This is a genomic window from Halanaerobium sp., assembly GCF_003070835.1.
Genome location: NZ_QBLR01000015.1, coordinates 1 through 13,915 on the forward strand (window position 1 = coordinate 1; position 13,915 = coordinate 13,915).

The window sequence follows — 13,915 nt, forward strand, 5'->3', positions numbered from 1 at the left end:
AACTGCTGCTGGAGTTTTTGAAGTAAAAGCAGAACAGTCAGGTTATATTTCTGAAATCAAAGCTTTAGATGTCGGCCTGGCAGCAATGATTTTAGGTGCCGGTCGTGAAAACAAAGAATCCCAAATTGATCTCGCTGTTGGTTTAGAGTTAAATAAAAAGACAGGTGACCAGGTCAGTCAGGGTGATACTTTAGCAGTCTTACATTATAATGACAGCAGCAATCTTGAAGAAGCAAAGCAAAAATTACTAAAAGCGTTTACAATTACTGAAGCAGAGAAAGCAAAAAACAAGTTAATCTATGAGATAATTAAATAAGTGAATTTTTAGAGGTGAGTTTATGACTATTTTTAATGGTGAGCGTCTGGAAACTGAACTCTTCCAGTTAGATAGAGAAAGAATGGCTGATGGCTGGTATTCAGATGTTTATTTTCGTAATATTGCAGGTATTTTAACTGCTCTCTCTGAAGAAGGCTATCAGTTTCAGGGACAGGATATTGGAAATATTGAAGTGGAAATGCAGATTTTTCCCAGACGTCAGCCATTTTGCATTCTTGGTGGAATAGATGAAGCACTTTCAATTTTAAAAACTGCTACAGGTTATAAAGATGAAGCTGGGAACTTTATTAACACCTCATCTAACTTAGAGGTAGAGGCCTGTCATGATGGGGAAAAGGCATATTATAAAGGGAATCCTCATAATGTTGATCCGGTAATAAAAATTAGGGGCAGATATCGTGATTTTTCAATTTTAGAAACTCCAATGCTTGGTTCACTAACAGAAGCCTCAAGAATTGCTACCAATGTCTATGAGGTGATGGTTGCCGCTCGGGGAAAAGATATCCTTTTCTTCCCGGCTCGTTTTACCCATTATAAATCACAGGCGATGCACGGTTATGCTTATTCTTTAGGGGTTAATGCCTATAATAATGAATATGGAACCAACACTCAGCGCTATATTTCTACTGATGAGCAGGGAGCCTGGTGGGGAGGAAAAGGTGGTGGAACTATCAGCCATTCTTATGTAGCTTCATTTTTGGGTGAGACTGCCGAAGCAATGCTGCAGTTCTGTCGTTTAATGCCGCTTGATGTGAACCGGATTGCTCTGGTTGATTTTGATAATGACTGTGTTAATACAAGTTTAGAGGTTTTAAAGGCGATGTTTGATAAATATCTTGAATTATTAAAAGCTGGACAGGAAGAGGAAGCAAAAAAATATAAATTATTTGGGGTAAGACCTGATAATTCTTCTGATTTAAGAGATAAAAGTGTTGAGCCACTCGGCAAAAAAGAACTTGATAATGGTGTAAATTCTAGACTTATTTTCAACCTGCGCAACGCTGTGGATAATGCCTACCAGGAGTGGGATTTAAGACCTGAAGATCTGGAAATAGCTAAAAATTACTGTCAGGATGTAAAAATTATTGCAACTGGTGGTTTTAACCCCGCAAAAATTGATCGTTTTGAATCATCACAGGTGCCCGTGGATATTTATGGAGTCGGCAGCTGGCTCTTATCCAACTGTTCCTGTGAGGGAACCAAAAATGATTTTACAGCAGATGTTGTAAAGGTCAAATATGATGGAGAATGGATTGACCTGGCAAAAGTTGGCCGCTCAGCTGCGGAAAATCCAAAACTTGAAAAAATAGACCTCAGTAAAATTGGATAGAAATAAAATTTTGATTATAATTCAGGCTGTCTCTATTGAGGCAGTCTTTTAAAGTGGTGAATAATAATGAAAAAGAAAAATGAATTATTAGATAAACTTCTTAATTCAATGGCAGAAGAATATTATACTTTTAATGGTCAGATCATCAAAGTCAATAATCTAAAAGAAGTTGATTTCAAAAAAATAGCTTTAAAAGTTGATCAGGAAGACCAAAGATATTATGTCGAAAACAATTATCTAATTGATGAAGATAATGTCTATTTTAATAAAGAAAGTGTTAACCTGTTAAAATATAAAATTCAGTTTTTAGGCAAATTAAAAGCAGGAGAGCATAAGGTTAGCTATCATAAAAACTATAAATATCAGAGTTTAAGTATCGACCTGGATAAGGGCCTGGATTTATTAAAAAAATATCAGAAGAACAATCATAATCAGGCATCTTTTCTCCACTATAAATCAGATTTATTAAAAGAACTGCCTGAAGAGAGACGAGAACTGCTCTTAAAACTTGCTGCAGAAGCTGCTGAGCTGGGATATAATCTCTATCTGGTTGGAGGCCAGGTTAGAGATTTATTGATCGATCTGCCGTTAAATAAAGATCTTGATATTTTACTTGATGGTGATTTAGAAGACTTTTTTGCTCATTTAGAAGCAAAATTTGGTTATGAGTATGATTATAATAACAAGTTTTCTACCGGTTTTTTACACAATGAATACGGCTACTCAATTGATATAGCAAGCTGCCGGGAAGAAAAGTATCATTTCCCTGGTTCCCTGCCGCTGGTAGAAAAAGCTGATCTTTTTTCTGATTTGTTTCGCCGTGACTTTACAATTAACACTCTGGTAATTGATCTGCATCCAGATAGAAAAGGTATTTTATATGATTTTTTTGGTGGTCTCACTGATTTAAAAAATGGTATCCTCAGGGTGCTTCACAACTACAGCTTTCGGGATGATCCTTTAAGAATTTTAAGGGGAATTCGCTTTCAGACTTTAAAAGATTTTAAATTAAGTGCTGAAACTGTAGAATTAAGCAGGCGTTCTTTAAAAAATTATGATTATCATAAACTGGCCTTAGAAAGAATATTTACAGAACTTGCCTATCTTTTTGATGCCAGAAAAGATATTTCGCAGTTTTCATCTATTCTTTTAAATCAAATTCCAGTTTTAAATTTAATTAGAGATAATTACCAGTTTAACAGCAGTATAGATTCTGATTTTCTTAAGGGAGAAAAATTGCTTGCTTTAAGCAGAGAAAAAGGGCTGGAAGTTAATCATTTCCTTGTCAGATTAATGATTTTGTTTTATAATAATAAAGAAAGCGTAATTAAGTCCTGGCCGCTTTCGATTCCAGAAAAGAAAACTTTTATTCATAAAAACTGGGAAGAGCTTAATGCTTCAGTTTTTGATCTTAAAGATCCGGCTTTGAGATTTAGGGAACTGGAGTCCTATCAGGCAGAAGAACTAGTTATGTTTACGGTTCAGAATTATAAGCAGGAATATGTGGAAGAAGTTTTTAATCACCTGCAGCTCAGAAATGAGGTAGAAATACCAGTTTCCGGTCATGATCTGCTGGAAATGGGAGTGGAGCAGGGACCGGAAATCAGAGAATATTTACTTGAAGTCCGGGATCAGATACTGCGCAGACAGCTCAGCACTCGCGCTGAGGCTTTAGAATATCTAAGAGAAATTATTTAATTTAAATAGATTTATTGAGAGGTGAAATAATGAGTACAGTTTATGAACTACTATTATTAATACCCGTGCTTTTACTTTCTTTATCTTTACATGAGTTTATGCACGGCTATGTTTCCTATAAACTGGGAGATCCAACTCCCAAAGCACAGGGGAGACTGACTTTAAACCCACTGGCCCACCTGGATCCGATTGGCAGCCTGGTTTTAGTTTTAACCAGACGTTTTGGTTGGGCTAAACCGGTACCAATTAATCCAAATTATTATAAAAATCCAAGACAGGGAATGATGCTCGTCAGTCTGGCCGGTCCGGGATCTAATTTTTTTCTGGCCGCCTTATTTGCTTTAATTGCAAGAGTTATTGTTTATTTCAGTTCGGCAAGTTTATATCAGCTGCAGATGGCCGGTTATGGCAATCTTGTGCAGACATTTTTTGTCTTTTTTCAGCTGGCAGTGATTATAAATTTAAGTCTGGGCTTTTTCAATCTTTTGCCGGTGCCACCACTTGATGGTTCCAAAATTTTAATGGGAATTTTACCACCTAAATTTGATAAGTATATCCGCAAACTGGAAGGGCCTTATGGAATGATTTTATTACTACTCTTAGCTTATACAGGTGTTCTCTGGAGTATTATTGGTCCACTGGTTAATACCATTTACGGAATATTACTTTAAGCGAAAGAGGTTAAGTTATGGATTATAAATTAGTGCTTGATGACTTTGAAGGTCCACTGGAACTTTTATATCAGCTGGTCAAAAAGAATGAAATTAATATCAGTGAGGTCTCACTTGCCAAAATTACTGATCAGTATCTTGATTATTTAGATCAGATGCGGGAATTTGACATTGATCTGGCAAGTGAGTTTTTAATTATAGCTGCCGAGCTGATTGAAATTAAAATTAAGGCTCTGCTGCCTCAGGAAGAGGATGAAGAGGAAGAAGAGAGTGAACATGAGCTGATAACTCGCTTGAGAGAATATGAATTATTTAAAAATATTGCTCAGATGCTTAAAGAATGGGAAGAAGAGGCCGGTAATCGCTATCAAGCTCAGGTTGATATTGAAAAATTAATGCCGGAAATGCTGCAGGTTGATCTGGAGATTTCCGCTTCTGAGCTCTATGAGCTTGTTGTTAAGGCTTTAACAGCCGAAAAAGAGGAAGAAACTGAGGTCTTAAGAAATCCCAAACTTGAATATCTTAAAGAAGAAAAATTTAATATCCGCAATAAGATTAGAGATATTTTAAAAGATATAAGAAAGGTCAATCAGGAGATTTCTTTTTATCAGTTAATCAGAGAAGAGAACAACCAGCTGGAAATTGTGGTTAGTCTGCTTGCTTTACTGGAGCTGATGAAGAGAAAGAGAATCAAGGTGGTTCAGGATAATAATTTTTCTGATATCCGAATCAGTATGGAAAGGTGATTTGATGAGCGAAGATAATATAAGTTATCTCAGTCAAAAAAGAAGAGAAAAAGAACAAAAAATCCTGGAGAATCTTGGTTTTGAAGATTTAAAGCCAAAGGAAATCGCTCTGGTGGAGGCCCTTATTTTCAGCAGCAAAAAAAAGCTTCCCCGGGAGATAATTAAGGAGATAACTTCATTTTCAGAAGAAAAATTAGAAAGAGTTATTATCTATTTAGAGCAGAAATATCAGGGAGCAGAATTCGGAATTCAGCTCAAAGAATATAATGGTAGTTATTTATTTCAGACAAAAAAAGAATTTGCTCGTGAGATTGAGCAGTTATTTGATATTACAAAAGTTTCTTCTCTTTCTACTGCTTCTATGGAAACACTGGCAATAATTGCCTACAGACAGCCAGTGACCCGCTCAGAAATTGAGGAAATTAGGGGAGTTAGTGTAGAAAGAACTCTGACTACTTTAAGTAAATATGAGTTAATAGAAGAAGTTGGTAGAAAAGAAACTATTGGTAATCCAATAATTTATGGAACAACAGATCAGTTTTTAGAGTATCTGGATATTGAAGATTTAGCTGAACTACCAGAAATTGAGAGGGTGGAAAAGCTATTTGCAGAAGAAATAGAAGAGGCAGCTGAAAAGGCGGCTGCTGAGGAAACAGAATTGGACAAAGAAGAAACTGACCAGAAAGCCTAATCAGTTAAAGAAAATTAATTTAATAAGAAAATAATATTATTTAAAATAATTTTGAGGTGAAAAAATGGAGAGACTGCAGAAAGTTATGGCCCATGCAGGGGTTGCTTCTCGCAGAAAATCAGAAGAAATTATAGCAGAAGGAAGAGTCAAAGTTAACGGCAAAGTTGTTACTGAGATGGGATTTAAGGTTGACCCCAAAGAGGACGAAATAGTTGTTGATGGTAAACTGATCAGTGAAGAAAAAAAAAGGTATATTTTATTAAATAAACCAGAGGGTTATATTACTACAGTTTCTGACCCGGAAGGTCGGCCAACAGTTATGGATTTAATTCCTGACTTAAAACAGCGGCTTTATCCTGCCGGCAGACTTGATTATGATAGTTCAGGACTTTTAATTATGACCAATGACGGTGATTTAACCTATAAGCTGACTCATCCCAAAAAAGAAGTAGATAAAAAGTATCATGTTCTTGTTCAGGGAGAAATGACTGAGGAAGACTTTAATAAATTTGAAAATGGAATGGTTATTGATGGTCAAAAAACAGCACCGGCTAAAATATCAAATGTTAATTATAAAGGTGATAAGACCGATTTTGATATAATTATTCATGAAGGCAGAAACAGGCAGGTCAGAAGGATGGCTCAAATTGTAGGTTTTTCAGTGATTTCATTAAAAAGAATTGGATTTGCCTTCCTTACTCTTACTGGAGTTAAAGAGGGAGAATTTAGATACCTCAGTGACCAGGAAATAACAAAATTGAAAAATATGCTTTAATTAAGCTTAAAAGAAGGAATAACTCCTTCGATCAAGAATTAAGTAATTAGCTGTTTAAATATTCTCAAGATTATTTTTAATAATCCTGAAGAGTCTCCACCTGTTTTTAGAAAAAATATTATATTAATTTTGAGGGGGAGTTAAATTATTTATGGAAGAATTAAAGGTTTCATCACATTCTGATCCAAAATCTGTTGCCGGTGCCTTAGCAGCAGTAGTAAGAGAGGATAAAAAAGTTGAGCTACAGGCAGTAGGAGCTGGAGCAGTCAATCAGACTATTAAAGCGATTGCAATTTCCAGAGGCTATGTTGCCCCCAATGGAATGGACCTAATTATGATTCCGGCATTTACTGAAATTGAAATTGATGGAGAAGAAAGAACAGCTATTAAATTTTTAGTAGAACCGAGATAAATCACGATTTTTTAAAGCCTATCCGTGAGGGTAGGTTTTTAAATGTAAAATCAACTTGTGAGGTTGGTGGTTAATATTTTTCTAAAAAAAATTAGACTCAAGGGATTTAAGTCCTTTGCCAATAAAACTGATATAGAAATTGAAGAAAACATAACTGCTGTCGTAGGCCCAAACGGTAGTGGTAAAAGTAATATTGTGGATGCTATTCGCTGGGTTTTAGGAGAGCAGAGTGCAAAAAATCTTAGGGGAAGTAGAATGGCTGATATTATTTTCTCAGGCAGTGAAGAATTAAATGCCAAAAGGAAAGCCAGTGTAACCCTCTTTTTTGATAATTCCAGTGGTGAACTGCCGGTCGAAGGAAAAGAGCTGACACTGGGGCGTGAAGTTAGAGATGACGGCCGCAGTGATTATTTAATTAATGGAGCTTCCTGCAGGTTAAAAGATATAGAAATGCTTTTAATGGACAGCGGACTGGGCAGTGATGGTTATTCAATCGTCGGTCAGGGCAGAATTGATTCAATTATCAAATCCAAACCGGATAAAATGCGCCTTTTCTTCGAAGAAGCAGCGGGGATTATGAAGCATAAGTCCCGCAAGGAAGAAGCCGAAAAAAGACTTGAAAATACAAATAATGATTTAAATCGAATTTATGATCTGGTTGATGAACTGGAAAAAAGGCATGATCCCTTAAAGAAAGCAGCAGAAAAAGCTAAAAAATATAAAGGTTATAAAGATGAGCTTTCTGATCTGGAAATCAGCCTTTTAAATAAACAGTGGAAAATAAATTCAGCTAAATTTGAAGATCTAAGTAAAAAAAGAAAAGCACAGGAAAAAACATTAAATGAAAAGCAGAGCAGCTATAATGCCCTTTCTTATCAGCTGGATAATAATAAAGATCAACTTAAAGCTCTAAAAAATGAAAAGGAAGAAGTCAGCAACAGCTACTTTCAGAATCAAAACAAGGTAAATGAGATTAAAAATAACCTTAATGTTATGGAAGAGAGAAAAAATAACTACATAGAAAACAAGGAAAACCTAAGAGCTAAAATTGCTGAACTCAAAACAGAGTGTCAAAGTAAGCAGGAAGAGGTAAAAAAAGCAGCCGAAAATTATGAACTAATAAATTCTGACCAGCAGAATATTAAAAAAGAGATTGATAAGTTGAAAAATAATATTGCTCAGAACCAAAAAAAGATTGAAGTTCTTGATCAGCAAATTAAGGCAAAAGAAAATAAAATCGAAGCTAGAAAAAGGAAAATTCAGCAGGAAAATTCAGCTCTAGAGAGATTAAAAGAGCGGGTTGAAATTTCTAGTAATCGGCTGGAGGAAATATCTTCAGACCAAAATCAGATAGATGAGAAGATAAAGACTGAATCTGATCGCGCCTCTCAAATAGAGAAAGAACTGGCTGCAGTTAGAAAAGAGATCGAAAATAAACAGAGTAAATTAGAAGCTTTAAAAGCTAAAATCAGTAAAGAAGAGCAAGTTTTAGAAGCAGGTAAAGATCAGCTTTTAGAGACAAAAGAAAATTATCAGCATTATAATTCTCGACTGCAGCTGATGGAAGAGATGCAGGAAAGTTATGAGGGTTATTATAATGGTGTGCGCAGTATTTTAGAAAAGAGAGAGCAGTTTAGTGGTTTGATTGATGTGGTTGCAGAAATTGTTTCTGTCAAAGCTGAATACGAAGAAGCCATAGAAACTGCACTCGGCGCCAAGATGCAGAATATTATTGTTGAAGATGACCAGACAGCAAAAGATGCTGTAAAATACCTTAAGCAAAATAACAGAGGTAGGGCGACTTTTTTACCTCTAAATATGGTTAATGGTTCCCGCCTTGGTGATCGTTATTTAGACAAGCTGGCAGAGCAGAAAGGATTTATTGGTCTGGCAGTTGATCTGGTAGATTTTCCGGAGCGCCTGGAAAATATCTTCAATTTTCTTTTAGGACAGATTGTAGTCAGTGATAACCTCGACCATGCTGTTAAGATGGCCAAAAATATCAGGCGTAGTTTTCGGATTGTTACCACCGAAGGAGATGTTGTTTATCCTGGTGGTGCTATTTCTGGAGGAAGCAGCTCCAGCAACAGCAGAGATTTAATTGGCCGCAGTCGAAAAATTGAGGACCTGAAGTCACGCAGAAGTAAATTACAGCAAAAAGGAAAATCACTTGTCGAAAGATTAGAAAATGATAAAAAAGAGCTGGACCAGAAAAGAGAGAAGTTGGAGGATTTCAAATCTGATTTACAGGCTCTAAAAATGAAAGAAAACAATATTAAAAATGATAAAAATAGAGCTGAAGAAAATTTAAAAGGATTAAAATCTGACCAGAATTTAAGACAGGATAATTTTTCTGAGCTGGACACCAGTCTTCAGGATAATAAAGAGACCATTAAATCTAAACAGAAAAAAATTGAAGACTTCAAAGCAGAAATTAAAAATCTTAATTCGGAGACCAATGATTTAAAAGCTGCTTTAAAAATAAAGCAGGAAAATCTTAAGGAACTGGAACCTCAGCTGAAGGAATTAGAACTTGATGGAGCCAGGATTTCAGAAAAAAGAAATAATGCTCAGGAAAAACTAAATGATAAAAAGCAGGCTTTAGAACTTAAGGAAAAAGAAATTAAAGAGCGTGAAAAAGAAATTAATGAGATCAGCAGTGATCTGGAGAGAATTGCTGACCGCAAAGTTAAACTACAGCAGCAGAAAAAAGAGCTGGTATCTGAGGGTGAAAAACTAAAACAGAAAAAGGATAGTTTAACAATTGAGGTTAAAAATCTGGAAAAAGAAGTTGAAAGCAAGGAAAAAGAAGCAAAAGAACTGCAGGAGCAGTTAAATAAAGTAAAAGATAATTTTCATCAGCTTGACTTAAAATATACCAAATTAGATGATAAACTGGAAAATATTAAATCAATTTTAATTAATGACTATGAACTCCGTCCAGAGGAAATTGAGGAAGATCAGTTAATTAAAATTGAGGATGAAGATGAAGCTGAAGTAGAAATCAGAATTCATGATTTGAAGAAGAAGATGGACAGCCTGCATCCTGTTAACGAGGCGGCTGTAGAAGAATATGCTGAATTAAAAGACCGGCTGGATTATCTGCATGAACAGCAGGCTGATTTAAAACATGCCCGCAATTCAATCGAACTTGTAATTTCTGATATAGAAGAATCAATGGAAAAAATGTTTGCAGATACTTTTTATCAGGTTAAGGAAGAGTTTTCAAAAGTCTTTAAAGCTCTCTTTCAGGGAGGAAAGGCAGAACTTAAATTAACCGATCCAGAAGAACTATTAACAACTGGAGTAGAAATCCACGCTCAGCCTCCGGGGAAGAGTTTAAAGAGTTTATCCTTACTTTCTGGTGGGGAAAGGGCTTTAACAGCGATTGCTTTGATATTTGCCTTTATCCAGGTTAAGCCAAGTCCTTTTTATGTGCTGGATGAAATTGATGCTCCCCTAGATGATGTTAATATTGTTCGTTTTGCCAGCTTTATCAAAAAATATGCAAAAGTAGCTCAGTTTATTATTATAACTCACAGACGCTATATGATGACTGAAGTAGATTCGCTTTATGGTGTAACTATGGAAAAATCTGGTGTATCACGTCTGGTTTCTTTAAAGTTAGATCAGGCAGAAGAATTTAATGATAATTATATCAAGGAGGCTTTATAAGTGGGATTTTTACAGAGATTAAAAGATGGACTTAAAAAAACAAAAGAAAGCTTTGTCAATCAGGTAACAAATATTTTTACTGGCAGAACAAATATTGATGATGATTTATTTGAAGAATTAGAAGAAGTTTTAATTCAGGCAGATGTTGGTGTGAAAACAACATTTACCCTGATTGAAAAATTAAAAGAAGATGTTGATGAAGAAGAAATAACTGAACCAGAGGAATTAATGGACTATTTTCAGAAAGAGCTGCAGAGTTTACTGCAGAATGACGAAGGTGGCTTTAAATTTGATAAAGATTTAAATATTATTATGGTAGTTGGAGTTAATGGTGCTGGAAAAACCACCACCATTGCTAAGATTGCAGGTCGTTACAAAGAAGAGGGTAAAAAGGTAATGCTCGCAGCAGGTGATACTTTTAGAGCTGGAGCTATTGAGCAGCTTCAGATCTGGGGTGACCGGCTTGGAGTTAATGTAATTGCTCAGCAGGAAGGTTCAGATGCAGCAGCAGTTGCTTATGATGCTGTTCAATCTGCCAGAGCTAAAGATGTAGATCTTTTAATTGTAGATACAGCAGGCCGCCTGCATACTCAGACTAACCTTATGGAAGAGCTAAAAAAGGTAAAAAGAGTAATCGATAGGGAGGCAGCAGAATTGAATGCTGGAGTCGAAGTACTGCTTGTCCTGGATGCTACAACAGGCCAGAATGCAATTTCTCAGGCCAAGCTCTTCAACGATGCTGTAGATGTTGATGGAGTGGCTCTAACCAAACTCGATGGTACTGCCAAAGGTGGTATTGTAATTGCTGTTAAAAATGAGCTGCAGATTCCAATCAAACTAATTGGAGTAGGAGAAGCAGCAGAAGACCTGCAGAACTTTGATCCAGAAGAATTTATCGAGGCCCTTTTCAGCAGTGAAGAGTAATTAAGATATTAATCAAAAGTTTTTTGTCAGCTTAAATTTCAAAGCTGCAAAATTATATAATATATTTTAAAATAAAGCACAGTAATTTAGTGACTTAAAAATATAGTTAATTAAACTTAATGAGTAAATAAAATTAATCAGGTCTGCAGACAGGAGGTCTGCCAGCTGACTGCAGCACACGATGTGCTGACCAGGAAGGTAACCTGATTAATTTTAATTTATGAAAACTAGTTTAATCTATATTTTTACTGGAGATTAATTACTGTGCTTTAGTAAAATATCATTTATAAAATTTTTGGTAGTTTTTTTGAAATTTTAGCTTGACAAAAGCTCCAAAATATCATATACTATCACCTGTGTTAAGTAAATTAACTTTACAGGTGATTTTTTTGCTAAAGAAAACAATTAAAATTACAATGTTATTTGATTTTTACGGATCTCTGCTGACAGAAAAACAGCAGCAGATAATCAAAAGTTACTTTTATAATGATTTATCTCTTTCGGAGATTGCTGATAATATAGGCATCAGCCGGCAGGGAGTTTATGATCATTTACACAGAAGTGAAGAGAGCTTAGAAGATTATGAAGCTAAGCTTGGACTTTTAGAGAAATATAATAAAATTAGAAAAAATATAAATGACTTAGAAAAAATGATGACAGCTAAAGGTATTTTAGCTGTAGATCAAAATCAGGATCTGCGCAAAAAACTGGAATCGATTAAATCGATCCTCTAGAGGAGGTAAATTATGATTTTTTCAAATTTAGCTGAAAAGCTTCAGGATACCTTTGATAAATTAAGAGGAAAAGGTAAACTGACAGAAAAAGATGTTAAAGCTGCTTTAAAAGAGGTAAAAATGGCTCTTTTAGAGGCGGATGTTAACTACAAAGTTGTTAAAAACTTTATTTCAAAAATTGAAGATAGAGCTGTTGGTAAGGAAGTTATGGACAGTTTAACTCCCGGCCAGCAGGTTATTAAAATTGTAAATGAAGAAATGCAGGAATTGATGGGTGGAAGTAAAGAAGATATTGCTATTGCTTCGGAACCTCCTACAATTATTATGATGGTTGGACTGCAGGGTTCTGGTAAGACAACAAGTGCAGGTAAGCTGGCCCGCAAATTATCAAAGGATGGTAAGAGTCCTTTGTTAGTTGCAGCAGATGTTTACCGCCCGGCTGCGATTAGGCAGCTGCAGGTGCTTGGAGAAAGACTTGACCTGCCTGTGTTTTCAATGGGAGAAGACAGTGACCCGGTTGATATAGCTAAAGGAAGTATTAATTATGCTTCTTCTCACAACTGTGACACAATTATCCTTGATACAGCAGGACGACTGCATATAGATCAGACAATGATGGAAGAGCTTGAATCTATCAAGTCTACAGTTGAGCCAGATGAGATTCTGCTGGTTGTTGATGCAATGACCGGTCAGGATGCTGTTAATGTAGCTAAAAACTTTGACGATCGTCTTGACATTGATGGAATTGTATTAACAAAAATGGATGGTGACGCCCGTGGTGGTGCAGCCTTATCTATTAAAGCAATAACCGGTAAACCAATTAAATTTGCCGGTACTGGAGAAAAACTTGCGGATCTAGAAACATTCCATCCTGATCGTATGTCATCTCGTATTTTAGGTATGGGAGATGTTTTAAGTTTAATCGAAAAGGCAGAAAAGAGCATTGATAAAGAAAAAGCTCAGGCTCTGGAAGAAAAACTGAGAAAGAACGAATTCACTTTAGAAGACTTTATGGAACAGATGGATCAGGTAAGAAACATGGGTCCAATGGAAGATATTCTGGGCATGATTCCCGGGATGGGTGGAGCAAAACAGCTTAAAAATATGCAGGTTGATGATAAACAGCTTGATTATATTGAAGCTATAATTTCATCTATGACACCGGAAGAAAGAAGAGATCCAGAAGTAATTAATGGTTCTCGCCGTAAGCGGATTGCTCAGGGAAGTGGAACCAGCATCCAGGAAGTAAATCGTCTTTTAAAGCAGTTCAGACAGACTAAAAAGATGATGAAGCAGTTAAACAGTGGAAAAATGAAAAAAGGTGGAGGCTTTAATCTACCATTTTTCAATTAAAATAGAATTTGTAACTTTTATTAGCAGTGGAGGGAGGTGTTTGATAGATGGCAGTTAAGATTCGTTTAAAAAGAATGGGAAGTAAGCGTAATGCATCATACAGAGTTATTGTTTCTGATTCCAAGAGAGCTCCTCAGGGATACTTTGTTGAGGAATTAGGTTTCTATGACCCTACAACTGAACCAGAAACATATAATATTGATGAAGAAAAAGCACTCAAGTGGTTAAATAATGGTGCAAAGCCTTCAGATACAGTTAAGACTTTATTAAAGAAGTCTGGTGTAATGGCTAAGTACCACGGTAATGAGTAATTAAAAGGAGGTTTTCTCCATGGAAGAACTTATTCAATTTATTGCCGAATCCATAGTAGACAATCCTTCCGAGGTTTCAGTTAATAGGGTTGAAGATAATAATTCTATTACTGTGGAGCTTTCTGTTGCAGATGAAGATATGGGAAAGGTCATTGGAAAAAGAGGCCGAATTGCTAAAGCAATTAGAACCGTTGTTAATGCTGCTGCAGCCAAAGAAGGAACAAAAGTAAGAGTTGATATTAAATAATTTTTCAGGCT

The 13,915-nt window shown here is 35.8% G+C and carries 13 protein-coding genes and 1 pseudogene; all 14 read left to right on the plus strand.

Features of this window, described 5'->3' with window-relative positions:
• Positions 1-316, plus strand: a pseudogene (gene deoA, locus CI949_RS03165) (pyrimidine-nucleoside phosphorylase); the annotation flags it as partial.
• 22 nt (positions 317-338) lie between these two features.
• On the plus strand, positions 339-1,667 hold the full coding sequence (locus CI949_RS03170) for a nicotinate phosphoribosyltransferase (protein WP_290762933.1): 1,329 nt from the start codon (positions 339-341) through the stop codon (positions 1,665-1,667).
• Positions 1,668-1,733: 66 nt separating this feature from the next.
• Positions 1,734-3,365 (plus strand): CCA tRNA nucleotidyltransferase, encoded by a 1,632-nt coding sequence (locus CI949_RS03175; protein ID WP_290762935.1) that lies wholly within the window; start codon positions 1,734-1,736, stop codon positions 3,363-3,365.
• A gap of 29 nt (positions 3,366-3,394) precedes the next feature.
• Positions 3,395-4,036 (plus strand): site-2 protease family protein, encoded by a 642-nt coding sequence (locus CI949_RS03180; protein WP_290762937.1) that lies wholly within the window; start codon positions 3,395-3,397, stop codon positions 4,034-4,036.
• A 17-nt stretch (positions 4,037-4,053) separates the two neighbouring features.
• Positions 4,054-4,782: a ScpA family protein gene (locus CI949_RS03185; protein WP_290762939.1), complete on the plus strand. Its 729-nt coding sequence runs from the start codon at positions 4,054-4,056 to the stop codon at positions 4,780-4,782.
• Positions 4,783-4,786: 4 nt separating this feature from the next.
• On the plus strand, positions 4,787-5,473 hold the full coding sequence (gene scpB / locus CI949_RS03190) for an SMC-Scp complex subunit ScpB (RefSeq protein ID WP_290762941.1): 687 nt from the start codon (positions 4,787-4,789) through the stop codon (positions 5,471-5,473).
• 64 nt (positions 5,474-5,537) lie between these two features.
• Entirely contained in the window at positions 5,538-6,248 is a 711-nt protein-coding gene (locus CI949_RS03195) for a pseudouridine synthase (RefSeq protein ID WP_290762943.1), read from the plus strand.
• A 151-nt stretch (positions 6,249-6,399) separates the two neighbouring features.
• Positions 6,400-6,660 (plus strand): stage V sporulation protein S, encoded by a 261-nt coding sequence (locus CI949_RS03200; protein ID WP_290762945.1) that lies wholly within the window; start codon positions 6,400-6,402, stop codon positions 6,658-6,660.
• Positions 6,661-6,726: 66 nt separating this feature from the next.
• Positions 6,727-10,335, plus strand: a complete 3,609-nt coding sequence (gene smc, locus CI949_RS03205; RefSeq protein WP_290762947.1) for a chromosome segregation protein SMC — start codon at positions 6,727-6,729, stop codon at positions 10,333-10,335.
• Positions 10,336-11,259 (plus strand): signal recognition particle-docking protein FtsY, encoded by a 924-nt coding sequence (gene ftsY / locus CI949_RS03210; protein ID WP_290762949.1) that lies wholly within the window; start codon positions 10,336-10,338, stop codon positions 11,257-11,259. It begins immediately after the preceding gene.
• A gap of 380 nt (positions 11,260-11,639) precedes the next feature.
• Positions 11,640-11,993: a YlxM family DNA-binding protein gene (ylxM, locus tag CI949_RS03215; protein WP_290762997.1), complete on the plus strand. Its 354-nt coding sequence runs from the start codon at positions 11,640-11,642 to the stop codon at positions 11,991-11,993.
• A 12-nt stretch (positions 11,994-12,005) separates the two neighbouring features.
• Complete coding sequence (ffh, locus tag CI949_RS03220; RefSeq protein ID WP_290762951.1) at positions 12,006-13,346, plus strand: signal recognition particle protein; 1,341 nt, start codon at positions 12,006-12,008, stop codon at positions 13,344-13,346.
• A 47-nt stretch (positions 13,347-13,393) separates the two neighbouring features.
• Complete coding sequence (gene rpsP / locus CI949_RS03225; RefSeq protein WP_076543573.1) at positions 13,394-13,657, plus strand: 30S ribosomal protein S16; 264 nt, start codon at positions 13,394-13,396, stop codon at positions 13,655-13,657.
• Positions 13,658-13,676: 19 nt separating this feature from the next.
• Positions 13,677-13,904, plus strand: a complete 228-nt coding sequence (locus CI949_RS03230; protein WP_108140818.1) for a KH domain-containing protein — start codon at positions 13,677-13,679, stop codon at positions 13,902-13,904.
• The last annotated feature ends 11 nt before the right edge of the window (positions 13,905-13,915 follow it).

Bases quoted from the DNA above. Each gene is read 5' to 3' on its own strand.
- CI949_RS03170 (WP_290762933.1), top strand. From the start codon at position 339: ATGACTATTTTTAATGGTGAGCGTCTGGAAACTGAACTCTTCCAGTTA.
- CI949_RS03175 (WP_290762935.1), top strand. From the start codon at position 1,734: ATGAAAAAGAAAAATGAATTATTAGATAAACTTCTTAATTCAATGGCA.
- CI949_RS03180 (WP_290762937.1), top strand. From the start codon at position 3,395: ATGAGTACAGTTTATGAACTACTATTATTAATACCCGTGCTTTTACTT.
- CI949_RS03185 (WP_290762939.1), top strand. From the start codon at position 4,054: ATGGATTATAAATTAGTGCTTGATGACTTTGAAGGTCCACTGGAACTT.
- scpB (WP_290762941.1), top strand. From the start codon at position 4,787: ATGAGCGAAGATAATATAAGTTATCTCAGTCAAAAAAGAAGAGAAAAA.
- CI949_RS03195 (WP_290762943.1), top strand. From the start codon at position 5,538: ATGGAGAGACTGCAGAAAGTTATGGCCCATGCAGGGGTTGCTTCTCGC.
- CI949_RS03200 (WP_290762945.1), top strand. From the start codon at position 6,400: ATGGAAGAATTAAAGGTTTCATCACATTCTGATCCAAAATCTGTTGCC.
- ffh (WP_290762951.1), top strand. From the start codon at position 12,006: ATGATTTTTTCAAATTTAGCTGAAAAGCTTCAGGATACCTTTGATAAA.
- rpsP (WP_076543573.1), top strand. From the start codon at position 13,394: ATGGCAGTTAAGATTCGTTTAAAAAGAATGGGAAGTAAGCGTAATGCA.
- CI949_RS03230 (WP_108140818.1), top strand. From the start codon at position 13,677: ATGGAAGAACTTATTCAATTTATTGCCGAATCCATAGTAGACAATCCT.